Annotated in this window: 21 protein-coding genes and 2 tRNA genes; 16 read left to right on the top strand and 7 right to left on the bottom strand. The window is 64.3% G+C overall.

Going from position 1 to position 22,093, the window contains the following annotated elements; genetic code table 11:
* Positions 1 to 45 precede the first annotated feature (45 nt).
* The 4 genes from O4H32_RS12070 to O4H32_RS12085 all read left to right on the top strand — a co-directional run bounded on the left by O4H32_RS12070 (position 46) and on the right by O4H32_RS12085 (position 2,956).
* The gene (locus tag O4H32_RS12070; protein ID WP_269359491.1) at positions 46 to 423 is read left to right on the top strand and encodes a SirB2 family protein; all 378 of its coding nucleotides are present in this window, start codon (positions 46 to 48) and stop codon (positions 421 to 423) included.
* A gap of 88 nt (positions 424 to 511) precedes the next feature.
* The gene (locus O4H32_RS12075; protein ID WP_269359493.1) at positions 512 to 1,432 is read left to right on the top strand and encodes a LysR substrate-binding domain-containing protein; all 921 of its coding nucleotides are present in this window, start codon (positions 512 to 514) and stop codon (positions 1,430 to 1,432) included.
* Positions 1,419 to 2,603 (top strand): patatin-like phospholipase family protein, encoded by a 1,185-nt coding sequence (locus O4H32_RS12080; protein WP_269359495.1) that lies wholly within the window; start codon positions 1,419 to 1,421, stop codon positions 2,601 to 2,603. The genes O4H32_RS12075 and O4H32_RS12080 overlap by 14 nt, the downstream gene beginning before the upstream one ends.
* Positions 2,600 to 2,956 (top strand): ArsC family reductase, encoded by a 357-nt coding sequence (locus O4H32_RS12085; RefSeq protein WP_269359497.1) that lies wholly within the window; start codon positions 2,600 to 2,602, stop codon positions 2,954 to 2,956. Before O4H32_RS12080 ends, O4H32_RS12085 begins: the two co-directional genes overlap by 4 nt.
* Positions 2,957 to 2,960: 4 nt before the next feature.
* Here O4H32_RS12085 and O4H32_RS12090 read toward each other — a convergent pair whose 3' ends face one another.
* The gene (locus O4H32_RS12090; RefSeq protein ID WP_407932654.1) at positions 2,961 to 3,899 is read right to left on the bottom strand and encodes a DMT family transporter; all 939 of its coding nucleotides are present in this window, start codon (positions 3,897 to 3,899) and stop codon (positions 2,961 to 2,963) included.
* Between the two features lie 44 nt (positions 3,900 to 3,943).
* Here O4H32_RS12090 and O4H32_RS12095 point away from each other — a divergent pair, with 44 nt between their 5' ends.
* From O4H32_RS12095 to O4H32_RS12120, 6 genes are all read left to right on the top strand, one after another.
* A complete protein-coding gene (locus O4H32_RS12095) occupies positions 3,944 to 4,480 on the top strand; it encodes a MarR family winged helix-turn-helix transcriptional regulator (protein ID WP_269359499.1) in 537 nt (178 codons plus the stop codon).
* Between the two features lie 85 nt (positions 4,481 to 4,565).
* Positions 4,566 to 5,993 carry an efflux transporter outer membrane subunit gene (locus O4H32_RS12100; protein WP_269359500.1) on the top strand — a complete coding sequence of 476 codons (1,428 nt, stop codon included), beginning with the start codon at positions 4,566 to 4,568 and terminating at the stop codon, positions 5,991 to 5,993.
* Between the two features lie 19 nt (positions 5,994 to 6,012).
* Positions 6,013 to 7,218 carry an HlyD/EmrA/EmrK family protein gene (locus O4H32_RS12105; RefSeq protein ID WP_269359501.1) on the top strand — a complete coding sequence of 402 codons (1,206 nt, stop codon included), beginning with the start codon at positions 6,013 to 6,015 and terminating at the stop codon, positions 7,216 to 7,218.
* Complete coding sequence (locus tag O4H32_RS12110) at positions 7,215 to 8,840, top strand: DHA2 family efflux MFS transporter permease subunit (protein WP_269359503.1); 1,626 nt, start codon at positions 7,215 to 7,217, stop codon at positions 8,838 to 8,840. The genes O4H32_RS12105 and O4H32_RS12110 overlap by 4 nt, the downstream gene beginning before the upstream one ends.
* 49 nt (positions 8,841 to 8,889) lie before the next feature.
* A tRNA-Asn gene (locus O4H32_RS12115) sits at positions 8,890 to 8,965 on the top strand.
* Positions 8,966 to 9,657: 692 nt separating this feature from the next.
* A complete protein-coding gene (locus O4H32_RS12120) occupies positions 9,658 to 11,268 on the top strand; it encodes a methyl-accepting chemotaxis protein (protein ID WP_269359505.1) in 1,611 nt (536 codons plus the stop codon).
* A 36-nt stretch (positions 11,269 to 11,304) separates the two neighbouring features.
* Here the strand turns inward: O4H32_RS12120 and O4H32_RS12125 are convergent, their stop codons facing one another.
* Entirely contained in the window at positions 11,305 to 11,688 is a 384-nt protein-coding gene (locus O4H32_RS12125) for an RNA-binding S4 domain-containing protein (RefSeq protein WP_269359507.1), read from the bottom strand.
* Positions 11,689 to 12,024: 336 nt separating this feature from the next.
* Between O4H32_RS12125 and O4H32_RS12130 the strand changes: the two genes are divergently transcribed.
* The 3 genes from O4H32_RS12130 (at position 12,025) to O4H32_RS12140 (ending at position 14,794) form a co-directional block, all read left to right on the top strand.
* Positions 12,025 to 12,252, top strand: a complete 228-nt coding sequence (locus tag O4H32_RS12130) for a hypothetical protein (RefSeq protein WP_269359509.1) — start codon at positions 12,025 to 12,027, stop codon at positions 12,250 to 12,252.
* 161 nt (positions 12,253 to 12,413) lie between these two features.
* Positions 12,414 to 13,643: a DUF3422 domain-containing protein gene (locus tag O4H32_RS12135; protein WP_269359511.1), complete on the top strand. Its 1,230-nt coding sequence runs from the start codon at positions 12,414 to 12,416 to the stop codon at positions 13,641 to 13,643.
* 35 nt (positions 13,644 to 13,678) lie between these two features.
* Complete coding sequence (locus tag O4H32_RS12140) at positions 13,679 to 14,794, top strand: AI-2E family transporter (RefSeq protein ID WP_269359513.1); 1,116 nt, start codon at positions 13,679 to 13,681, stop codon at positions 14,792 to 14,794.
* On the opposite strand, the gene O4H32_RS12145 is transcribed toward O4H32_RS12140, so the two are convergent.
* Positions 14,745 to 15,113 carry an MAPEG family protein gene (locus O4H32_RS12145; protein ID WP_407932655.1) on the bottom strand — a complete coding sequence of 123 codons (369 nt, stop codon included), beginning with the start codon at positions 15,111 to 15,113 and terminating at the stop codon, positions 14,745 to 14,747. The genes O4H32_RS12140 and O4H32_RS12145 overlap by 50 nt on opposite strands.
* A 181-nt stretch (positions 15,114 to 15,294) precedes the next feature.
* Here O4H32_RS12145 and O4H32_RS12150 point away from each other — a divergent pair.
* Positions 15,295 to 15,370 (top strand) — tRNA-Thr (locus O4H32_RS12150).
* A gap of 64 nt (positions 15,371 to 15,434) precedes the next feature.
* Here O4H32_RS12150 and O4H32_RS12155 read toward each other — a convergent pair.
* Positions 15,435 to 17,054 (bottom strand): fatty acid--CoA ligase, encoded by a 1,620-nt coding sequence (locus tag O4H32_RS12155; protein WP_269359517.1) that lies wholly within the window; start codon positions 17,052 to 17,054, stop codon positions 15,435 to 15,437.
* A gap of 99 nt (positions 17,055 to 17,153) precedes the next feature.
* Here O4H32_RS12155 and pncB point away from each other — a divergent pair, with 99 nt between their 5' ends.
* On the top strand, positions 17,154 to 18,359 hold the full coding sequence (gene pncB, locus O4H32_RS12160; RefSeq protein ID WP_269359519.1) for a nicotinate phosphoribosyltransferase: 1,206 nt from the start codon (positions 17,154 to 17,156) through the stop codon (positions 18,357 to 18,359).
* Between the two features lie 58 nt (positions 18,360 to 18,417).
* Here the strand turns inward: pncB and tldD are convergent, their stop codons facing one another.
* Positions 18,418 to 19,872, bottom strand: coding sequence for a metalloprotease TldD (tldD, locus tag O4H32_RS12165; RefSeq protein WP_269359521.1), 1,455 nt, complete (start codon positions 19,870 to 19,872; stop codon positions 18,418 to 18,420).
* 61 nt (positions 19,873 to 19,933) lie between these two features.
* Entirely contained in the window at positions 19,934 to 20,752 is an 819-nt protein-coding gene (locus tag O4H32_RS12170; protein ID WP_269359524.1) for a carbon-nitrogen hydrolase family protein, read from the bottom strand.
* A gap of 162 nt (positions 20,753 to 20,914) precedes the next feature.
* On the opposite strand from O4H32_RS12170, the gene O4H32_RS12175 reads away from it, so the two are divergent.
* Positions 20,915 to 21,283: an H-NS histone family protein gene (locus O4H32_RS12175; protein WP_269359526.1), complete on the top strand. Its 369-nt coding sequence runs from the start codon at positions 20,915 to 20,917 to the stop codon at positions 21,281 to 21,283.
* A 15-nt stretch (positions 21,284 to 21,298) separates the two neighbouring features.
* Here the strand turns inward: O4H32_RS12175 and O4H32_RS12180 are convergent, their stop codons facing one another.
* Positions 21,299 to 22,060 carry a DUF4136 domain-containing protein gene (locus O4H32_RS12180; protein ID WP_269359528.1) on the bottom strand — a complete coding sequence of 254 codons (762 nt, stop codon included), beginning with the start codon at positions 22,058 to 22,060 and terminating at the stop codon, positions 21,299 to 21,301.
* Between the last annotated feature and the right edge of the window lie 33 nt (positions 22,061 to 22,093).

Below are 22,093 nucleotides of genomic sequence, written 5' to 3' on the forward strand. Positions count from 1 at the left end.
TACACTCGCCCAGACCGCACCGGCCCACCGATTCCATCAGACATCATGAATTACTACCTTCCCATCAAGCACCTGCACGTCACGGCCGTCACCCTGAGCATCATCCTGTTCGTCATCCGGGCTTATTGGTCCGTGACCGGTTCGGCCCTGCTGCAACATCGCCTGGTGCGTATTCTGCCCCACGTGGTCGACACCGTGCTGCTGACCTGCGGGGTGATCCTGGCGGCCATGATCGGTCCCGAACAGCCCTGGATCCTGACCAAGATCGTCCTTCTGATCGCCTACATCGGCGTGGGCACGTACGCCATCAAGCGTGGCCGTACGCCCCGGACGCGGCTGATCGCCGCCCTGTGCGCCGTGGCGATCTTCGCCTACATCGTCGGCGTGGCCCTGAGCAAGAGTCCGGCATCCTGGTTCGCCTGATCCGCCGCTTGGCCGGCGGCGGCTTGCCGCGTTGATTGAACTCGCCATGATATAAATAAAATTTATACTCATCCGGGGTCCGGCCGCCATGCTCGGTCTCAGCATCCGACAGATCGAAGTCTTCGTCGCGGTCGCCACGCACGGGAGCGTGCGCCGGGCGGCCGATCAGCTTCACCTGACCCAACCCGCCGTCAGCATGGCCCTGGGCGAACTCGAACGCCAGTTGGGCGCCACCCTGTTCGACCGCGAACGGGGCCGCCTTCGCCTGAACGCCCAGGGGGCGGAACAGTTGCCCCTGGCCCGCGAGATCCTGGAACGCCTGGGCGACATGCAGCGTCGTCATCACGACTCCCGGGGGGCGCTGGAAGGCGAACTGCGCATCGGCGCCAGCAACACCGTCGGCAATTATCTGGTGGGGGAACTCCTGGGCCCGATCGTTGCCCAACATGCCATGGTGGCTTTGCATCTGACCGTGGACAACACCCGGGACATCACGCGCATGCTCCTCGACCATGCCATCGACATCGCCTGCGTCGAAGGCCCCGTGCATCATGCGCAGCTGGAAACCCGTCCCTGGCGCAACGACGCGCTGGTCGTCTGCGCGGCGCCGGCGCACCCCCTGGCGCAACGCGCGCGGCTGCAGCCCCGGGATTTCGCGGATGCCCGCTGGATCCTGCGCGAACGCGGTTCGGCCACCCGCAGCCTGACCGAACAGGCCATGAGCGCGCTGCCCCCGGGGCGCATCCTGCTGGAACTGGGTCAGATCGAGGCCATCAAGCAGGCCGTGATCGCCGGCCTGGGCATCGCCTGCCTGCCTTACGCCGCCACCCTGGACGCCGTGGCGACAGGCCGGCTGCGCGTGCTGCGCACTCCCTTCCTGCAACTGGACCGACGCCTGTCCATCGTGCTGCACCGCAGCCGCTATCGCGGCGCCCTGATCGAGGCCTTCCTGCAATCGCTAGGGCCCGCCCCCACTCACAAGGAGTCGCGAACCCATGCCCAAGACTGAATCACGCCCATCCGATGCCGCCGGCGCCTACGAAACCCGGGCCCTGGTGCTGCAAGGCGGCGGCGCCTTGGGCGCCTACCAGGCAGGCGTCTACGAAGGCCTGCACGAGGCGGGCATCGAACTGACCGACCTGGCCGGCATCTCCATCGGCGCGCTGAACGCCGCCATCATCGCCGGCAACCCGGCCGAACGGCGTGTCGAACGGCTTCACGCGTTCTGGAACACCATCTGCCAGCCCTACGTAGGCCCTGTGGCCAACCCCCTGTTCGAACATAGCCTGTTCCAGATCAACGACCTGGCGCGCCAATTCCTGGGCGCCGTGCACGCCGGCAGCGCCCTGATGGTGGGCCAGAAGGGCTTCTTTCATCCACGCTTCCCGCCCGCCGCCCTGTCCGCCGCCCTGGATCCCGCCTGCGTCGGCCACTACGACACGCGTCCGCTGAAGGACACGCTGGAATCCCTGTGCGATTTCGACCGCATCAATGACGGCGGGCTACACGTGTCGATCGGGGCCGTCAATGTGCGGACCGGCAATTTCGCCTATTTCGACAACCGCCGCACGCGCCTGCGGCCGGAGCATTTCATGGCCTCGGGCGCCCTGCCCCCGGCTTTTCCCGCCATCGAAATCGAAGGCGAATACTATTGGGACGGCGGTCTGGTGTCCAATACGCCCCTGTCGCAGATCCTGGAACAGAACCTGGCCCGGGACACGCTGGTGTTCCAGGTGGACCTGTGGTCGGCGCGCGGCCCGGTGCCCCGCAGCCTGAGCGAAGTCGGCGACCGGGTCCAGGACATCCGCTATTCCAGTCGCACCCGGCTGGTGACCGATCAGATGCAGGCTTACCGCAAGATGCAGCGCCTGCTGCGAGAGGTTCTGGACAAAGTGCCCGCCAATCTGCGCGACGGCGATCCGACCTGCAAGCAGGCCGCGGCGCTGTCCAGCGACAAACGCAGCAACATCATCCATCTGATCTACCGTGACAAACCCTACGAACAGCATTTCCGCGACTACCAGTTCGGCCTGACGACGATGCGTGAGCACTGGGCCATGGGCCTGCACGACATCCGCGGCACGCTGAATCACCCCAGGTACCTGGCCATGCCCGACAACGCGGCCGGCTTCGTCACCCACGATGTGCATCGCGATGAAATCGAAGAGAGCATGAAATGAATTCCCTGCGCGTCTACGGAATCCCCAATTGCGACACCGTCAGGAAAGCCCGCGCCTGGCTGGATGCGCGGCAGCGGCCCTACCTGTTCCACGACTTCAAGAAAGCCGGCGTGCCCGAGGCGAGGCTGGCGCAATGGATCGCCCAAACAGGTTGGGAACCGCTCGTCAACCGCCAGGGCGCGACCTGGCGCAAACTGCCACCCGAGGCGCAGGCGAGGATCCGGGACGCCGCCAGCGCCACCCGGTTGATGCTCGAACAGGCCAGCATCATCAAGCGCCCGGTGGTCGAATGGCCCGACGGCAGCGTGACCGTGGGGTTCAATGAGACGGTCTGGGCGGAAAAGCTGCCGTAAAGCCCTATGGCGCCGCGCCGGGCTGTGACGTCGCTTTGGGCCGGCGTCCCAGCACGATGGCCGAAATCGCCACCAGAACCGTACCCGCCACCTGAAATCCCGTGATCGGTTCCCCCAGGAACAGCCAGGCCAGAAACAGGATCGACACCGGTCCCAGCAGGCCCAACTGGGCCGTCAGCGGCGCGCCGATGCGCGCCACCGACCACATGATCATGAATGTCGGCAGTACCGTGTTCACCGTGGCGTGAATCAGCGACAGACCATAGACCGGCAGGCTCCGGTCCAGCCCGGCCAGGCCCTTGACCGCGAAAAAATGCACCATCGTCACTCCGGCCGACACCGTCATCGCATAGGCCGTCAGCCGGGTGGCCGTGACCCGTTCGATCAGTTCGCCCGAACCGATCAGGTACATGGAATAGGAAAACGCCGCGCCCAGCACACAGACTGCACCCAGGACGACGTCCTCGCCCGTGATCGACAGGTCGGCCCAGAATACCAACGCCACCCCGCCATAGGCCAGCGCCATGGCCAGCCACTGGCGCGCGGCGATCGGCTTGCGCAGGAACCAGGCCGAGAACAGCAGGACGAAGGTCGGCGACAGGAACAGGATCAGGCGTTCCAGTCCGGCTGAAATGTACTGCAGTCCCATGAAATCCAGGAAACTGGACAGGTAATAGCCAATGAAACCGAGCACCGCGATGCGCAGGCCGTCGCGCCGGTCCAGCCGCGCCAGCAAGCCCCTGCGCGCGCGGGACATCTGGACCAGCGCGATGCAGACGAAGAACGGCAACGCCAGCAGCATGCGAAACCCGATCACGTCCAACGCGTCCACCCCGTGCAGGTACAGCAGTTTGGCGACAATCGCCTTGGCCGAGAACAGCACGGCCCCGAGACCGGCAAGCACGAAACCAGTCCAGAACATGCCGCGGGAGGGCATCGCCATTTTATTTGCCTAGTCAGATATTGATGTGGTAGCATTTTAACATCATGCAATCCCCCGACATCCCAGACACCCCCCCGATCGGCCAGCCCTGCGGCCACTATGGCGGCAGCCCGATGGAATTGGGCGCGGACCGCAATATCGGCCTGTTGATCAAGCACGTCCACATCCTGCTGCACCGGGTCATCGATCTCAAGGCCATCCCGCTGGGCCTGACCGCCAACCAATGGCGCCCCCTGCTGCTCATCGAGCACAAGGGCGTCGATACGCCGGCCGAAATGGCGCGGGCGATGGGCGTGGACACCGGCGCCGTCACACGCACCCTGGACCGTCTGGAATCAAAAGGTTTCCTGAGGCGCGAACGCGTGCCCGAAGACCGCCGCGTCGTGAAGATCGTGCTCACGGATAGCGGCCGTGAAGTCGCCGCGCGCATCCTGCCCGCGATCGCTGAAACACTGAACATCCACCTGCAGGGTTTCTCCGAAGCCGAGATCGCCATGCTGTTCGCCCTGCTTAAACGCATGATCGTCAACGGCGAACAGCACCTGCTGCAACAAACCGCCGAACACGCTCCGGAGCCCTGACCCCACGCGCCAGCCATGAGTTTTCAACCATATATTTGCCTAGTCAGATACAGACCTTATCAATGATATTCAGTTTCCTGTCAGCATGAAACCTCTCATCCCCCTGCTGCTCGCCCTTTCACTTTCCGCCTGTGCGCCCATGGATCCGGGCGTGCCCGCCACCCGGGCGCTTGACGCCAAGACGCTGGGGCTGTCCGATACGACCCTCGCCTGGCCAGGCGACCATTGGTGGTCACGCTACCAAGACGACCAACTGAACGGCCTGATCGACCAGGCGCTGCGCGCCAACCCGTCCCTGGACGCCGCCGCCTCCCGCGTGCGCACGGCCCAGGCCGCCGCGCGCGGCGCGCGCGCCGTGCAGTGGCCACAGGTCAACGCCAACTATCACCTGACCCGGCAGCGCTACAGCGAAAACTACATCTACCCGCCCCCTCTGGGCGGCTCCTACCGGACCGACACCGGCCTGGGGCTGCAACTGGACTTCAATCTGGACCTGTGGGGCCGCCGGCGCGCACTGGCCGGCGCCGCCGGCCGGCGTGCGGCCGCCGCCGAAGCCAGCCGCCAGCAGGCCCGCGTCCTGCTGGTCTCGGCGGTTTCCCAGGCCTACTTCCAACTGCAGAACGCACAGGCCCAGGCCGAGGCCATCGGCCACATCGCCAGCAAGCTGCAGGAAGCCCTGGACATCACCCGCGACCGCTACAAGAACGGCCTGGGCACCCAGGTGGATGTGGATCAGGCCGACTCGGCGGTCTCTTCCGCCCGTGTGCAACTCAGCCAGGCGCGCAACAATGCCCAACTGCTGCATCACCAGCTCGCCGCCCTGCTGGGGCAATCGCCCGAACAACTGCCTCCCCTGGCGGCGCGTCCGGGCGCCGCGCTGCCACCGGACGTCCCGGGGCGCCTGCCGATGGCCCTGCTGGGCCGGCGCGCCGACATCACGGTCGCCCGCCTGCAGGCCGAAGCGGCCGGCGCCGAAGTTTCCGCCGCCAAGGCCGACTTCCTGCCCAACATCGACTTGTCGGCCACCTTCGGCTACCTGTCGCTGGGCCTGGACAAACTGGTCCGCGGCAGCAGCGAGAACTACAGCGCCGGCCCGGTGATCACCCTGCCGATCTTCAATGCCGGCGGCCTGAACGCCCGGCTGGAAGGACGCCGCGCCGAGCGCGACGAGGCCATCGCCCGCTACAACGAAACCGTTCTGGGCGCCCTGCGCGAAGTGGCCGACGCCCGCGACTCCATCCGGTCGCTGCATGAACAGATCCGTCATCAGGAGGCCAGCATGAAGGCCATCACTTCCGCCTACGACGTGGCCCTGAGCCGTTACAAGGCCGGCCTGGGCGATTTCGTCCAGGTGCTGCTGGCGCAGAGCGAAGCCCTGAAGCAGACCGTGCAGACCACCGACCTGCATGCCCGCGCCTACATCCTGGACGTGCAACTGGCGACCGCCTTGGGAGGCGGCTATGTCCAGGACGACGACGCGCCGAGCGCCGCCGCGCATTCGAACCAACCGTGAACTTTCCTTCGACCGCATCATGACCGCATCCAGCCCCAGCACCTCACCCGCCCGCACCCGCCTGATGCTCTGGGCCACCGGCATCTTCGTCCTGGCCGCCCTGCTCTACGGCGTATGGTGGCTGCTCTTCGCCGCCCATTACGAATCCACGGACGATGCCTACGTCCACGGCAATCTGGTGCAGATCAGCGCCCAGATTCCCGGCACCGTGGTCGCCATCGGCGCGGAGGAAACCCAGACCGTCGATCAAGGCGCCCGCCTGGTCGGCCTCGACGGCAGCGACACGGACATCGCGCTGGCCCAGGCCGAAGCCGCCCTGGCACAGACCGTGCGCCACACCCAGACCCTGTTCGTGCAGAACGACACCCTGGCGGCCGACGTCTCCGTGGGCGAGGCCAACGTCGCTCAGGCGGAAACCCTGCTCAGCAAGGCGCGCAATGACCTGCAGCGGCGCAATGCGCTGCGCGGCACCGGCGGCGTCAGCGGCGAAGAACTGCTGCACGCCCAGGTCGCCGTGAAATCCGCCGAAGCCGGCCTGGCCCAGGCACGCGCCGGCCTGGCCGCCGCACGCGCCAAACTGGCCACCAACCAGTCCCTGACCCGGGGGAGCACCGTCGCCACGCATCCCGACGTCCTGCAGGCCGCCGACCAGGTGCGCCAGGCCTGGCTGGCCAGCGTGCGCACCCGTGTCCTGGCTCCGGTGGGCGGCATGGTCGCCCAGCGATCCGTCCAGTTGGGGCAGCGGATTCAGCCGGGCTCGCCGCTGATGACCATCGTGCCGCTGGACAGCCTGTGGGTGGAGGCCAACTTCAAAGAAAATCAGCTCGACGCCATGCGGCCCGGCCAGAAGGCCACACTGACTTCCGACTTGTACGGCGGCAAAGTCACCTATCACGGCACGGTCGTCGGCATCGCCGCCGGCAGCGGCAGCGCCTTCGCGCTGCTGCCGGCGCAAAACGCCAGCGGCAACTGGATCAAAGTCATCCAGCGAGTGCCCGTGCGCATCCGCCTGGACCCGAAAGAGCTCCAGGAACACCCTCTGCGCGTGGGCCTGTCCATGACGGTCGAGGTCGACCTGTCCTCCTCGCCCGAGACGGACCAAAAGCAGCCGGACGAAAAAGCGCGGACGGGCGCGCCCGCCCTGAGCACCCCGGTCTACGATCATGATCCGTCCGAGGTCGACGCCCGCATCCACCAGATCATCCAGGACAACATCGGTTCATGAGCACCACGCCCGCTTCCCTGGAAGACGCAACCGGCAAGGAGCCGGAAGCCGCGTCCACCGCCCCGGCCCAGCCACCCGCCGGAGGCTACCCGCCCCTGGAAGGCAGCGCCCGCGCCTTCGGCACCATCGCCCTGTCGGCCGCCGTTTTCATGAACGTGCTGGACTCGTCGATCGCCAACGTCTCCATCCCCACCATCGCCGGCGATCTGGGGGTCAGCGCCACTCAGGGCACCTGGGTGATCACCTCGTTCGCCGTGGCCAACGCCATCACTGTGCCGCTGACCGGCTGGCTGACGCAGCGCTTCGGACAAGTGCGCCTGTTCGTGCTGTCGGTGCTGCTGTTCGTTCTCAGTTCCTGGTTATGCGGCTTCGCCTGGTCGCTGGAATCCCTGGTGTTCTTCCGCGTGGTGCAAGGCGCCGTGGCCGGGCCGATGATCCCCCTGTCACAATCCCTGATGCTGGCCAGCTACCCGAGGGCCAAGGCGGGGATGGCCCTGGCGCTCTGGTCCATGACGATCCTGGTCGGTCCCATCGCCGGGCCGCTGCTGGGCGGCTGGATCTCGGACAACTATTCCTGGTCCTGGATCTTCTACATCAACGTGCCGATCGGCCTGCTCGCCGGATGGGCTTCGTGGCAAGTCTACAAGGCGCGCGACTCGCGCCGCGTCAACCTGCCCATCGATCGCATGGGCCTGTTCCTGCTGGTCGTCTGGGTGGGCGCCCTGCAACTCATTCTGGACAAGGGCAAGGAGCTCGAGTGGTTCGCCAGCCCGCTGATCTGCGTGCTGGCCGTGGTCACGGTCGTCGCCTTCGTCTATTTCGTGATCTGGGAACTGACCGCCGCGCATCCGGTGGTGGACCTGACCCTGTTCGCACAGCGCAACTTCACCTCCGGCACCATCGCGCTGTCGGTCGCCTACGGCGTGTTCTTCGGCACCGTCGTGCTGCTGCCCCTGTGGCTGCAGAACACCATGGGCTATACGGCCACCTGGGCGGGCGTGGCCTCGGCGCCGGTGGGCATCCTGGCCATCATCCTGTCCCCGGTGGTGGGCAAGCTGCTGGCCCGTCACGACCCGCGTCCGATCGCCACCATCGCGTTCCTGATCTTCGCCCTGATCAGCTATATGCGCGCCCAGTTCAACACTAGCGTGGATCTGTATGCCGTGATGCTGCCCACCTTCATCCAGGGAGCGGCCATGGCGACGTTCTTCATCCCGCTGACGACGATCTCCTTGTCGGGGCTGAGCCCCGACCGGATCCCCGCGGCCGCCGGCCTGTCGAACTTCTTCCGCCTCGTGTGCGGCGCCTTCGGGACTTCGATCACCACCACGATCTGGGACAATCGCGCCACGCTGCACCACAGCCGCCTGACGGAAGTCGCCCGCCCCGGCGAACCGGCCTTCGATCACATCATGGGCGGCCTGCAGGGCCTGGGCGTGAATCCGCAGCAAGGCGCAGGCATGCTGGACCGGGTGATCAACCAGCAGGCCTATACGATGTCGGCCACCGACATCTTCTACGCTTCGGCGCTGATCTTCCTGGTCCTGATCGGCCTCATCTGGCTGGCCCGGCCGAAGTCGGCGGCCCACGGCGGATCGGGTGCGGCGGCTGGCGCGCATTGAACTTTGCGCACGCATCAAAATTTATGCTATAGTTTCGCTTCTTCGCAGTTCCCCGATAGCTCAGTCGGTAGAGCGACGGACTGTTAATCCGCAGGTCCCAGGTTCGAGCCCTGGTCGGGGAGCCACAGAATACCGAGCAGCATCAAGCACTTAACGCCACCCTTTCGGGTGGCGTTTTTGCTTTTCGCCGTCTGGCCGTCAACCAAGTGCCAACGCAGGATTGAACGCTCAACGGATTGGGTGTTCCGGCCGTGTCCTAATGGTCCGGCGCATGATGCACGTGCCGCTTGGCGTTATGGCTCGGGCTTTGCCTGCCTTCGTACGGGCGAACTGAATCAGCCTTTGCCGAATCCGCTGCAGCCTCAGATGCCAGGCCTCCTCCATCGGGCTTCAGCGGGGAGGCAAATCCGCGAGACCAGATCGACATGTGAATTTGTTGATTGCCTCAACTCGACCAGTAGAGGCGCGATTTGCGCCGTGGCCAGATAGGACAGCGCGTTTTCCTCAAGGTCACTCCAGCGCCTGCTCGCTGCGTTCGGTAGGCTGCGGGATCTGTTGTACTTTAAGCAAATAGCCCCTGCGAAAACTGGGTTGATACAGTCAGATTTACTCCGACGGGGGAGGTGCGGACAGCAATCCGCCTGCCCAGCCATTCGCAGGAATCCATGATCGGAAATAATTGTTTACACATTGATTGAGGGTTTGACCTTCATGGGATGAATAAGGGTGAAATAGCGGTCCAATAAAAGCATTTCACTGATGTTTTGTTTCAATACCATGGATTTCTTACGTTTAACTTAAGGATAGAGGTGGTCCAGTGCGGTTGAACCTCCCCATTACAAACCAAGAGCATCCCTTCCCCAGCGGCGCCACCTTGGTTTCGGTCACGGACAAGAAAGGGCGAATCCTCTACTGCAACGAGGGATTCATCAAAGTCAGCGGCTTCGAACCCGAAGAACTACTGGGCCAACCTCATAACCTCATCCGCCATCCCGATGTGCCGGAAGAGGCCTTCCGCGATCTATGGGACACCATCCGGCAGGGAAAAATGTGGTCCGCCACTCTGAAAAACCGGCGCAAGGATGGTTCTCATTATTGGGTTACCGCCAATGTCACGCCTTTGCTTGATAACGGCATCCCGGTGAGCTATATGTCCGTGCGAACAGAGGCCTCGCGCGAGCAGATCGACATCGCGGACGCCCTGTTTGCACGCATGCGGCAGGAGCGTGAAAACGGCCGTGTCGTCACAACATTTCGTGAAGGCCAGATCATCACGAGGTCTTGGTGGGGACGGCTCGGCAAATCTGCGCTCCGGCCCGATCTGTCCGCATCCTTGCTTCTATTGATGTGTATGCAGGGCCTGACGACTGGGCTTGCGATGTGGCTCGCCGGGACCGGCTCGATACCATTCTGGGCGGGCATTCTGGCGTCAACGATTGTGCTGGGAATCACCGCCCTCATGATGCAGTCCCGAACAGTCTCGCCCGTGAAGGCGCTGATCGACGCGACAAACCAGATCGCTGCCTGCGACCTGACTCAAACAGTCATGAGTACACGCAATGATCTGTATGGGCAACTGCACAGGGCTTTAGGGCAGGTCAGCGTCAACCTGAAATCGGTTGTTCGCGATGCGCGAGACCAGAACACTCAGACCGTCACGATGGTCAGCCGAATGTCCGCCGGCACCGCCGAACTGGCTCGCCGCACGGAGAACCAGGCGGAGAATCTTGCACAAACCGCAACCGCTCTGGAGCAAATCACCTCCGTTGCACGCACAACCACCGAGGCGGCTACGGGCGCATCGAACACATCCGCCACCGCCGTTACAACAACCGACAAGGGGGCGAAGTCACTTGATGAGCTGAGACTCACCATGGAATCCATTCACCAAGCATCGGATCGTATCGGGGACATCACCAGGACGATCGACGCCATTGCATTCCAAACCAATATCCTGTCGTTGAATGCCACGATCGAAGCCGCCAGAGCGGGGACGGCTGGCAAAGGGTTCGCCGTCGTCGCGTCAGAAGTCAGGGCGCTCGCTCAGCGAACCGCCCGCGCAGCCGCTGAAATTACAGCGCTGATTGATGATACCCGGCTCCGGATCAAGGACGGGCACGAAAAGACCGAATCGACGCTCGCGATCATGCAAGAGACAGTTTGCAAAATCAGGGACGTTCACCATGAGATGAAAACAATCGAAAAATCCATGTCTGAACAGCTTACTGGCATTTCACAGATCAGCGCAGCGGTACACGAAATCGATCAAAGCACTCAGGAGAATGCTCGCTTCTCCAGCGCCATGGCAGCCACTGTTCATGAGATTCAGGCTGTCGCGCAACGAGCCATCGAAACAGTCGGCGTATTTCGGATAGACACCCGCGCAAGACAAAGCGGGAATACACAGGAGTTGCAAAGAAAAGGATAGCGGCTGGGTCATGGGGGCTTTACTTCGCCAGGAGCCTCACCGGCCCCGCCATCGGTCCATCTGCCGCCGGTCGCGTTTGGTGGGCCGGCCCTCCTCGAACTCCCGGGCGGGCTCGGGCGCCAGACGGCGCAGTTCAGCCGCGTGTTCCCGGGCCGTCACGCTTTCCGCGGTTTCCTCGTACAACAGCGCGGCCTGAGGCGCAGGCCCGCGCACCAGGCTGAGAGCACGCACCCGGACCTGCAACGGCGGCTGGCCCGGACGGCGCACTTCAACCAAATCATCGGCGGCGATCTCACGGGCCGGCTTGGCCGCCTGGCCGCCGACCAACACCCGGCCAGCGCCGATCTCGTGCGCCGCCAGGCTGCGTGTCTTGTAAAAACGGGCGGCCCACAGCCACTTGTCCAGACGCATCCGGTCCATTTCCTGTTCTCCTTCCGGTCGGCCTCCCCCTGCCGGTTTGTCCGCCGTCCTGCCGGAGATTATCGTCGATTCGTGACGAGCCCTCGCGAAGAAGCGCCGGCGTTCAACCCGCCGTCAGCCTCGTAATCACCTGCATCCGGTCCGGACGGATCGTTCGACGGAAACCCGCGCCGCGCCTGATTCCGCGCTTCCCCAGACGGCCTGCGGCGAAACACGGCATTACAAAAGGCGGAAATGGCGGGACGAACTTCCCCCCCCGCCGGATGCTCTGAGCATCAGGTGGTCCGCCACCGGCCCGGGCACAAGGGTGCCTGGGCGTTCTCTGGAGTTGATGTCATGACGACACGTTCCCGCATTGCCTTCCTGCTTGCCTGCTCGGCCGCCGCCCTCGGACTCACCACGGCATCCGCCTTTGCCGCCAACACACCCGCCGGCCAACCCGCCGCGCAATCCGCCCCGCAGCATGCCGGCAAGAAAATGGCCACCCATCGCGCCAAAGCGACGACGAGCCATCAGAAGAGCGTGAAGGCGCACCGCGCCAAGGCACCCAAAACCCCGGCTTGAGCCCCCACCTCCCCGGACGCGACAGTCTCGCACGCGTCCGGGCTCTCTTCGACGCCTCGCGGCCACCACGCCCGAGGCGTTTCCCGTTTTTCACACTCCCGCGCGGGGACTTCCGATACACTGGGTTTCTTTTCCGCTTTCCGTCCCGCCCCTCCCCCCGCATGCACCCACACCGACACGCCCTGCACAACGAACTGCACGCCCGTCCTTCGATGTATTTCGACGCGCCGGCCCAGGTCTTTCACCTGGCTTTCCTCGACGAAAACGAGGCGGCGGAAACCATCGTCCGCTCACTGTGCGACCGTCATGTGGCGCTGGCCGACCCCACTCTGCCCCAGGGCGAATTCCCGGTGGGCGGCGCGCGGCTAAAATGGGAGCGGCACACTGAATTCCTGACCTTGACCCTGGTGATGCCCGGCACGCAGGCCACGCCGTGGGCCGCCCTGCCCCCTGTACTGGCCGAGGTCGCCGAAACCCACAGCGCCCTGCTGATCAACGCCGATCAGGTCTGCGTGGAATCCGAGGCCACATGGCGCGGATCGATCGACGATTATGGCTTCAAGGACCCGGTCGGCTCCAGCCTGGACGACGACAAGGCCACCGTCTGGAGCGATCTGCGGCTGAACGGCAACGGGCTGAACCGCATGCTGGTGCTCAACCGGCAGTTCGACGGCCGGCGGCTGGGCCGCATGGTGCGCCGCCTGCTGGAAGTCGAAACCTACCGACTGATGGCGTCCCTGACCTTGCCGGTCGCCCGCGCCCTGGGCGCTGAACTGCGCCAGTATGAACAGGAACTGGCCACCCTGTCCGACGCCAACGCCCGCGCCGAAGCCCAGGACATCAAGGCACTGCTGGAACATATCACCCGCCTGTCCGCCCGGATCACCCAGACCAGCGCCCGCACACGGCTGCGCTTCAGCGCCACCGAAGCCTATGCCCAACTGGTGTTCGAACGCATCGCGGAACTGCACGAAAGCCGCACCGGCGACTGCCAGCAACTGGGCACCTTCATCGCTCAGCGCTTCCGCCCCACGGTGCGCTACTGCGCCTCCACCGACCAGCGCCTCGGCCGCATCGGCAGCGCCGTATCCCACCTGAGCAATCTGCTCCAGGCCCGCGTCCAGGTCGAAATGGAGGAGCAGAACAGCCAGATCCTGCAAAGCCTGAGCACCCGCGCCGAAACCCAGATCAAGATCCAGAAAGCAGTGGAAGGTCTGTCCATCATCGCCATCAGCTATTATCTGTTCAGCCTGTTCAAGCTGCTGTATCAGGGCATCCTCACGCTGGGCTTCGAACTGCAGCCCCGCACGGCGCTGCTGGCCGGCACACCGCTGGCGGCGCTGATCATCGGCGCGATCGCCTACCGCATCCGCAACGCCAGGCGCCATTGACACCGCATTCTCCCCGACACCACGGCCCGACGACCATGCCCACTTTGCACTTCCGCAGCTTCCTGCTGCTGCTGACCGCCGTCTCGATCGCCTTTATCAGCATTCTGCTGCCTTTCTATGCGGCGATCTTCTGGGGCGGCGTACTCGCGGTGATCTTCAGCCCCCTGCATCGGCGCCTGCTGCGCATCCTGGGCGGACGCAGCCCCAGCCTGGCAGCTTTCCTGACACTGCTGTGCATCACCCTGATCGTGATCCTGCCGATGCTGTTCATCGCCGCCTCCCTCGCCAACGAGGTCGCCGGGCTGTACACCCGCATCAATTCCGGCCAGTTGAACCTGGGCGGCTACTACGAGCAGATCGTCGGCGCCCTGCCGCCTTCCGTGCATGGCTGGCTGAATTCCTTCGGCCTGGGCGACCTGCTCAGCATCCGCGAAAAACTCTCGACCGGCGCGCTGCAGGCCAGTCAGTTCCTGGCAAAGCAGGCGGTCAGCGTCGGACAGAACACCTTCCAGTTCGTGGTCGGCCTGGGTGTCATGCTGTATCTGCTGTTTTTCCTGCTGCGCGACGGAGCGGACATCGTGCCCCGCCTGAAACGCCTGATCCCGCTGGAGGACTCGCACCGCCACGGCCTGTTCCAGAAATTCGCCACCGTGGTGCGGGCCACGGTCAAGGGCAATATCGTCATCGCCGCCGCCCAGGGTTTGCTGGGCGGCCTGATGTTCACCTTCCTGGGCATCCAGGGATCACTCTTCTGGGGGGTGATGATGGCCTTCCTGTCCCTCCTGCCCGCCGTGGGCGCCTCGCTGATCTGGGTGCCGGTCGCGATCTACTTCTTGGTCACCGGCGCCCTGTGGCAGGGCATCGTCCTGATCCTGTTCGGCGTACTGGTCATCGGGCTGCTGGACAATCTCCTGCGTCCCATCCTGGTGGGCAAGGACACCAAACTGCCCGACTACGTGGTGCTGATTTCCACCCTGGGCGGCCTGTCGGTATTCGGCCTGAACGGCTTCGTCATCGGTCCGCTGTTCGCCGCACTGTGCATGGCCAGTTGGGACCTGTTCCCCGACGCGATCGCCCTGCACCAGCAGGGGCTCCGCGAGATCAAGCCCACAGGATCGTCAGATTCACCGCCAGCGCCGCCACCCAGATGAGCGAGCGCACCGTGCCACGCCCCAGGATATAGGCCAGCACGTACAACACCCGCAAAGCCACCCAGGCGCCCATCAAGCTCGCCAGCCGGTCCGGCTGCGAGCCGGCGTACAAGGCATACAACACCGCCGCGTAGAAAAACGGCAGCCCTTCGAACAGGTTCGCCTGTGCCGCATTGGCACGCGCCCGCCAGCCCTGCTGGGCAGCCAGCCAGGGGCGTGGATCCTCATTGTCGAACCGGCGCCCTCCGGCCTTGGCCGCCAGGGCCGCCCCAAAAGGCAGCACCGCTGCCGCCACCATCAATCCCTGGACCCAACTCATCCCGACCTCGCTCAAAATGGGCATTCGACATTCGACGGTATTATGCCGACACATCGCACCGGCGTGTTGCCATGCAGCCTCTTCCAATCCGAAGAAAAATTCATGTACAATGCTTGGCTTTGGTGATGGGCATGAACGTGCTTTGTCACCGAATCGGCGGAATGCCAGCGCGTTCGCCATCGCCGGCTTAGCTCAGTTGGTAGAGCAGCTCATTCGTAATGAGAAGGTCGGGGGTTCGACTCCTCTAGCCGGCACCAGGCATATCAATCAAAGCGCCAGCCCATTCGGGCTGGCGCTTTGATTTTTACGGCCCGCGCGACGCTACAAGGCTTCGCGCATGGCGCGCTTGTTCAACTTGCCCACGCTGGTGCGCGGCAGGCTGTCCACGAACCGGACCCGGTCGGGCACGGCGAAACGCGACAGGACGCCCGCATCGACCGCCGCCTGGACATGCGCACGGATGGCCGACTCATCGGCAGTCTGGCCGGGTTTGAGCACGACCAGGGGCAGTGGCCGCTCGCCCCAGCGGGCGTCGGAAGCCGCCACCACGGCAACCTCCGTGACGGCCGGATGGCGGGAAATCACATCCTCCAACGCCAGCGACGACACCCATTCTCCGCCCGTCTTGATGACGTCCTTGAGACGATCGGTGACGGTCAGCATGCCTCGCGCGTCCAGTGTCCCGATATCGCCCGTATGCAGCCAGCCGCCCCGCCAAAGGGCCTCGGACGCTTCCGGCTTGCCGAGATAGCCCTGGGTCAGCCACGGCGCGCGCACCACGATCTCGCCCACGCTGACGCCATCGCCCGGCACATCGCGCAGATCGTCATCCACCACACGCAGTTGCACCAGCGGCAGCGCGTAGCCGGTGCGCGTGCGGTCGCGCAACTGCGCTTCCGGGTCCGCGTCCCCGCCCCGTAGCTGGGCCAGCGTCAGGATCGGGCAAGTCTCGGACATGCCGTAACCGGTGAACACGTCGATCCCCCGGTCCAGCGCGGCCCGGGCCAGGCCCTGCGGGAGCGCCGAACCGCCGATGATGAGCTTGCAGGCCGACAGATCGGTTTCGGCGGCGTCGGGATGGTTCAACAGCATGTGCAGGATGGTGGGCACGCAATGCGAGAAAGTCACGCCTTCGTCGCGGATCAGCCGCAGCAGGACTTCCGGTGCATAGCGCCCCGGATAGATCTGCCGCAGGCCCAGCAAAGTGGCCACATAGGGCAACCCCCAGGCGTGCACATGGAACATGGGGGTCATCGGCATGTAGACGTCGTCGCGATGCAGGCGGCCCTGCGCCACCGGGCTGCCCAAGGCGGAGGAAGCCGCCAGGGTGTGCAGGACCAGTTGGCGATGGCTGAAATGCACGCCCTTGGGCTCTCCCGTGGTGCCCGTCGTATAAAAGGTCGTCGCCCGTGTCCCCTCGTCCAGGTCGGGAAAATCGAACGCCGGCCGCGCGCGGGCCAGCAATGCCTCGTATTCGCCATCCGGCCCGAAACGCCCGCCATCGTGCGCGTCGGTCAGCGACACGACCCGTCGGACCGCCCGCAGGCGGTCGCGGATCGCGGTCAGGAGCGGTACGAAATCGTCGTGAATCAGCAGGACCCCGGCCTCGGCGTCGTTCAGGGTATAGGCGATCTGATCCGGCGACAGGCGTACATTCACTGTCTGCAGCACGGCGCCCATCATGGGCACGGCAAAGAACGCCTCCAGATAGCGATGGCTGTCCCAGTCCATGACGGCCACGGTGTCGCCGGGTCGCACGCCCAGTTCGGCCAGCGCCTGCGCCAGTTGCGCCACCCGGTCGAAAAAGTCGGGATATCCGAAACGGCGTCCCTGATAGACGATCTCGCGGTCACTGGCGGTCGCCCGCGACGAAAGAAAAATCTGCTTGACCAACAAGGGATAGCCGTAAGCCGAGGAAGACGCCAGAGATTCCACTACCATGACTCATGTCTCCTGTTCGATGAAAAACGTTCTTTTCTTATACTCCGGCCCAGCGTTTGAAATCCGCTAACATGAAACGCGTCAAACAGGACACCAGGCATGTCGACCGAATCCTTCGTCCCCGTGATCGAATCCCTGCTGGATACCGATCTGTACAAGTTCACGATGTGGCAGGCCATGCTGCACCGCCACCCGGAGGCGCGGGCCGAGTATCGCTTCATCAACCGTGAACGACCTGAACACCCGCTGGCGGAACTGGCGCCGGAAATCGAGCGGCAACTCGACCATCTTTGCACACTGCGCTTTCTGCCGGAAGAGCTCGACTACCTGCGCGGACTGCGCTACATCAAATCCGATTTCGTCGATTTCCTGTCGCTGTTCCATTTCCAGCGCCACTTCATCCAGGTCTCGACCCAGGACGGGACGCTGCAGATCGTGGCGCGCGGCCCCCAGGTCCACGTCATGGCCTTCGAGATCTTCGTCCTGGCCATCGTCAACGAAATTTATTTCCGCCGTCATCAGACCCCGGACGTGCTGGCGGAAGGCCGCCGCCGGCTGAGGGACAAGATCGCCCTGCTGCGGGCATTCGACCGCGAACCGGCGCGTCGCTTTCCGCTGCTGATCTCGGATTTCGGCCTGCGCCGGCGATTTTCCCGCGCCTGGCAGGCCGAGGTCGTGAGCACGCTGCGACAAGCAGCGCCGCGCCATCTCACCGGCACCTCGAACGTCGCCCTGGCGCGCGCACTCGATCTGGTGCCGGTGGGCACCATGGCGCATGAATACCTGCAGTCCTACCAGGCCTTCGGCAAAGTGCGGCTGCGCGATTTCCAGCGGGCCGCCCTGGAGGACTGGGTCCAGGAATACCGGGGCGATCTGGGGATCGCTCTGACCGACGTGGTGGGCATGGATGCATTCCTGGCGGATTTCGACCTCTACTTCGCCAAACTGTTCGACGGGCTGCGCCACGATTCCGGCGATCCGTTCGTCTGGGGCGAACGGGCGATCGCTCACTACCGGACCCTGCGCATCGACCCGGCCGGCAAGCGTTTCGTGTTTTCGGACGGGCTGGACCTGCCACGCGCGCTGGAGCTGTACCGCCACTTCGCCGACCGGGTGCAACCGGCCTTCGGCATCGGCACCAATCTCACCAACGACCTGGGGCCCAGGCCGTTGAACATCGTCATGAAGTTGTTCGAGTGCAACGGCATGCCGACCGCCAAACTGCCCGACAGCCCCGGCAAGGTCCATTGCACCGACGAAACTTTCCTGGCCTACCTGCGCCAGGTATTCGGCCGCGCTGGCTGAAGGCCCCCCAGGGGGCGCTTTCTGCCTCGGGGCGGGGCCGACGGCAAAAAGACCTGAACTACGCCGTGCCGCCCACGGTCAGCCCATCGATGCGCAGCGTCGGCATGCCCACGCCGACGGGCACGCTCTGGCCTTCCTTGCCGCAGGTGCCTACGCCGGAATCCAGGGCCAGATCGTCGCCGATCATGGCGATGCGGCCCATGGCCTCGGGACCGCTGCCGATCAGCGTGGCGCCCTTGACGGGATGGGTGACACGACCGTTCTCGATCAGATAGGCCTCGGACGCCGAGAATACGAATTTGCCGCTGGTGATATCCACCTGGCCGCCGCCGAAATTGACGGCATACAGACCACGGTCCACCGAGGCGATGATGTCTTTGGGATCGTCGCGGCCGGCCAGCATGTAGGTGTTGGTCATGCGCGGCATGGGCAGATGCGCGTAGGATTCGCGCCGCCCGTTGCCGGTGGGGGCCTGCTTCATCAGACGGGCATTCATGGAGTCCTGCATGTAGCCGCGCAGGATCCCATCCTCGATCAGGACGTTGCGCTGGGTCGGGTGCCCCTCGTCGTCCACGTTCAGCGAACCGCGCCGGTCCGCCAGGGTGCCATCGTCCACCACCGTGACGCCGCGCGAGGCCACGCGTTCGCCGATGCGGCCGGAGAACACGCTGGAGCCCTTGCGGTTGAAGTCGCCTTCCAGGCCGTGTCCCACAGCCTCGTGCAGCAGGATGCCGGGCCAGCCGGAACCCAGCACCACCGTCATCTGGCCGGCCGGCGCAGGCCGGGCTTCGAGATTGACACGGGCCTCGTGCACCGCGCGGTCCACATAGCCGCGCAGGATCTCGTCGGTGAAATAGGCCAGGCCGGTGCGCCCGCCCCCTCCGCCATGACCCATTTCCCGCCGCCCCTTGCGTTCGGCGATGACAGTCAAGGACAGTCGCACCAGGGGGCGCACATCGGCCACCAGCCGACCGTCACTGCCGGCCACCATGATGACGTCGTATTCTGCCGCCAGGCCGGCCATGACCTGGATGATTTCCGGATCGGCGGCGCGGGCCATGCGTTCGACCCGTTCCAGCAGGGCCACCTTGTCCGGAGCAGTCAGAGAGTCCACGGGATTGACGGCCGCATACAGATGATGCGGGGACTCGGTACCGCCGTCGACACGTCGCCTGCCCGCGCCCTGACGCGCAATGGTGCGCACCGCCCGCGCCGAGGACATCAGGGCTTCCGGCGAAAGACTGTCGGAATAGGCGAACGCGGTTTTCTCGCCACTGATGGCCCGCACCCCCACGCCCTGGTCGATGGAGAAACTGCCCGTCTTGACGATGCCTTCCTCGAGGCTCCAGCCTTCGGAGCAACTGTATTGAAAATACAGGTCGGCATAATCGACCCGATGGCTGTGAATATCGGACAGCGCCCGCGCCAGATGGGATTCGTCAAGCCCCCATGGTTCCAGCAACAGCGTCCGGGCGGTATTCAGGGCATCCAGGCCCGGTTCAACAAGTTTCATCTGACACCATTCATCAATCGATCGTCATGCCGCGCAGACGCGCGGCCTGTATGCTTTGCATTCAAAGGACCCGATGACGCAACGCGGGCAATGATTCCCGCACCGCCTCCAGACGATCCGCGTCCAGCGTTCCGGCGGCAACGCCAGGGCCTTCGGGCAGACAATCCAGGATCTCGCCCCAGGGATCGATCAGCATCGAATGGCCCCAGGTGCGCCGGCCGTTGGCATGCGCGCCGCCCTGGGCGCTGGCCAGCACATAGCACTGGTTTTCGATGGCCCGCGCGCGCAGCAGCACTTCCCAGTGTACCGAACCCGTGGTCCAGGTAAAAGCGGCCGGCAGCACCATCAGTCGCACGTCGCCCTGGGCACGGAAGAACTCGGGAAACCGCAGGTCGTAGCAAATACCCAGGGCCGTGCGCCCGAACGGCGTATCGAACACCCGGGGCGCTTCATCCCCGGGACGAATGGCGCGGGATTCATCATAGGATTCCTGCCCGCGCTGGAAACTGAACAGGTGAATCTTGTCATAGCGGGCGCATATCCGGCCCAGTGGATCGTAAACCAGACACGTGTTATAGACACGGTCCGCGTCCGGACTGCGCAAAGGCAGCGTGCCGCCGACCAGCCAGATGCCGTGGCGCCGCGCCTGATCCGCGAGAAACGCCTGGACCGGTCCGTTACCCGCCGTTTCAGCCAACGGCAATTTATCGGTATCGCGACGCCCCATGAAACAAAAATATTCAGGTAGCGCCACCAGCGATGCGCCACCGGAAACTGCATTTTCAATGCCCCGCGCCGCCTGTTCGAGATTATCCGACAGCGCCAAGCCGGATACCATCTGCACTGCCGCGACCCGCATCGAACGGGCTTGATCGTTCATGAATGCTCCGATTATCGGATGAATGCCGCCGCATGGTCACAGTTCGAAATGACGGATATTGCGCACATTCATTGAAATAAGATTAAAATCAACGGCCGTATTCAAAATCAAATCATTTTTGAATACGGCCATCATATCGATCGACCTCGAACGGAGCCATGAATGACCCGTACCAGCTATAACACCGAAAAATCCCGCCTCGAAAAAGAAATGGCCAAGCTCCAGAAAAAGATCCAGACGCTGCAGGCCAAGGAACGCAAGCCCAAGATCGCCGAAATCGTGCGTTCGATGCGCCAATACGATATCAGCCCCGAAGAAATCGCCGCGGCCTTCAACCGCAAATCGACCGTCCGCACCCCTTCGGCCACCGCCCAGCGTAAAACCGGCACCGCATCCAAACGCGTGATCGCACCGAAATACCGTCATCCCGAAACCCAGGCCACCTGGACTGGCCGCGGCAAGGCGCCGCGCTGGATCACCGACGCAGAAGCCGCCGGCACCCCGCGCGACACGTTCCTGATCGCATCCTGATCCGCCTGCGCGGATTCATTTCACAGGATACCGCACCTCGACGACCTGGCCATTCCGGCCGGGAAAACGATCAAACAGGGCGCGTGCCAGATATGGCATGGCCGCGCCCAGTTGATCCTGGCGACTGGATGCCACCGCCGTGGCGCGGTAGACCTCGCGTCCTTGTTGCGACCGATCGTCGATCCGCACCGACAAGGTCAGACGATACACGTCGACCGCGACGTTCTGGATCGCCGGCCCCATCCCCCAGGCCCAGCGGGGATGATGAAAGCCGGCATATGGCCCGTAAAATCCCGGATACATATAGGGATCGACGAATTCCTGGCGCCACTCGCGTTCGAGCGGGCTGCCATATTCCATGTGCACCGTGAAACGGGCGGCGCCGGCCGATCGGGCTTCCACCAGACCGGTCGGACCCAATGCGGCGCGCACCGAGTCGGCATAGGTCTGGAACTGAAGATTATTGCGCTGCGATTCGTCCGCCTCGATCCAGTAGGTCGCCCCCTGGGCATTCTCCGGCCACTGCTGATACCGCGTGACCTGGGCTGAAAACACCGACGCGCATCCACCCAGCATCAGCGCCAGGCACAAGCCGTAAAACCAACGCCCCCATCCGCGCCCCATCGCCGCCGTTTCCATACCGCCCTTCATCGCATGCACCATCCCGATTCCGGGAGCCCGCCTCATCCGGGCCCATCCTGCCTCAATGATAGGCGCAGCCGCGTTTCGCGAACAGCCGGCCGTTGCACTCCGATACAGCCCGGCCAGGGTCGGCATGAATCACCGGGCCGACTACAATGGGGGTGCACG

Source organism: Castellaniella denitrificans (genome assembly GCF_027214045.1).
GTDB classification, from domain to species: domain Bacteria; phylum Pseudomonadota; class Gammaproteobacteria; order Burkholderiales; family Burkholderiaceae_B; genus Castellaniella; species Castellaniella denitrificans_A.

Excerpts from the sequence above, each read along its gene's own strand:
- O4H32_RS12070 (WP_269359491.1), top strand. The coding sequence starts at position 46 with ATGAATTACTACCTTCCCATCAAGCACCTGCACGTCACGGCCGTCACC.
- O4H32_RS12075 (WP_269359493.1), top strand. The coding sequence starts at position 512 with ATGCTCGGTCTCAGCATCCGACAGATCGAAGTCTTCGTCGCGGTCGCC.
- O4H32_RS12080 (WP_269359495.1), top strand. The coding sequence starts at position 1,419 with ATGCCCAAGACTGAATCACGCCCATCCGATGCCGCCGGCGCCTACGAA.
- O4H32_RS12085 (WP_269359497.1), top strand. The coding sequence starts at position 2,600 with ATGAATTCCCTGCGCGTCTACGGAATCCCCAATTGCGACACCGTCAGG.
- O4H32_RS12090 (WP_407932654.1), bottom strand. The coding sequence starts at position 3,899 with ATGGCGATGCCCTCCCGCGGCATGTTCTGGACTGGTTTCGTGCTTGCC.
- O4H32_RS12095 (WP_269359499.1), top strand. The coding sequence starts at position 3,944 with ATGCAATCCCCCGACATCCCAGACACCCCCCCGATCGGCCAGCCCTGC.
- O4H32_RS12100 (WP_269359500.1), top strand. The coding sequence starts at position 4,566 with ATGAAACCTCTCATCCCCCTGCTGCTCGCCCTTTCACTTTCCGCCTGT.
- O4H32_RS12105 (WP_269359501.1), top strand. The coding sequence starts at position 6,013 with ATGACCGCATCCAGCCCCAGCACCTCACCCGCCCGCACCCGCCTGATG.
- O4H32_RS12110 (WP_269359503.1), top strand. The coding sequence starts at position 7,215 with ATGAGCACCACGCCCGCTTCCCTGGAAGACGCAACCGGCAAGGAGCCG.
- O4H32_RS12125 (WP_269359507.1), bottom strand. The coding sequence starts at position 11,688 with ATGGACCGGATGCGTCTGGACAAGTGGCTGTGGGCCGCCCGTTTTTAC.
- O4H32_RS12130 (WP_269359509.1), top strand. The coding sequence starts at position 12,025 with ATGACGACACGTTCCCGCATTGCCTTCCTGCTTGCCTGCTCGGCCGCC.
- O4H32_RS12135 (WP_269359511.1), top strand. The coding sequence starts at position 12,414 with ATGCACCCACACCGACACGCCCTGCACAACGAACTGCACGCCCGTCCT.
- O4H32_RS12140 (WP_269359513.1), top strand. The coding sequence starts at position 13,679 with ATGCCCACTTTGCACTTCCGCAGCTTCCTGCTGCTGCTGACCGCCGTC.
- O4H32_RS12145 (WP_407932655.1), bottom strand. The coding sequence starts at position 15,113 with ATGAGTTGGGTCCAGGGATTGATGGTGGCGGCAGCGGTGCTGCCTTTT.
- O4H32_RS12155 (WP_269359517.1), bottom strand. The coding sequence starts at position 17,054 with ATGGTAGTGGAATCTCTGGCGTCTTCCTCGGCTTACGGCTATCCCTTG.
- pncB (WP_269359519.1), top strand. The coding sequence starts at position 17,154 with ATGTCGACCGAATCCTTCGTCCCCGTGATCGAATCCCTGCTGGATACC.
- tldD (WP_269359521.1), bottom strand. The coding sequence starts at position 19,872 with ATGAAACTTGTTGAACCGGGCCTGGATGCCCTGAATACCGCCCGGACG.
- O4H32_RS12170 (WP_269359524.1), bottom strand. The coding sequence starts at position 20,752 with ATGAACGATCAAGCCCGTTCGATGCGGGTCGCGGCAGTGCAGATGGTA.
- O4H32_RS12175 (WP_269359526.1), top strand. The coding sequence starts at position 20,915 with ATGACCCGTACCAGCTATAACACCGAAAAATCCCGCCTCGAAAAAGAA.
- O4H32_RS12180 (WP_269359528.1), bottom strand. The coding sequence starts at position 22,060 with ATGCCGACCCTGGCCGGGCTGTATCGGAGTGCAACGGCCGGCTGTTCG.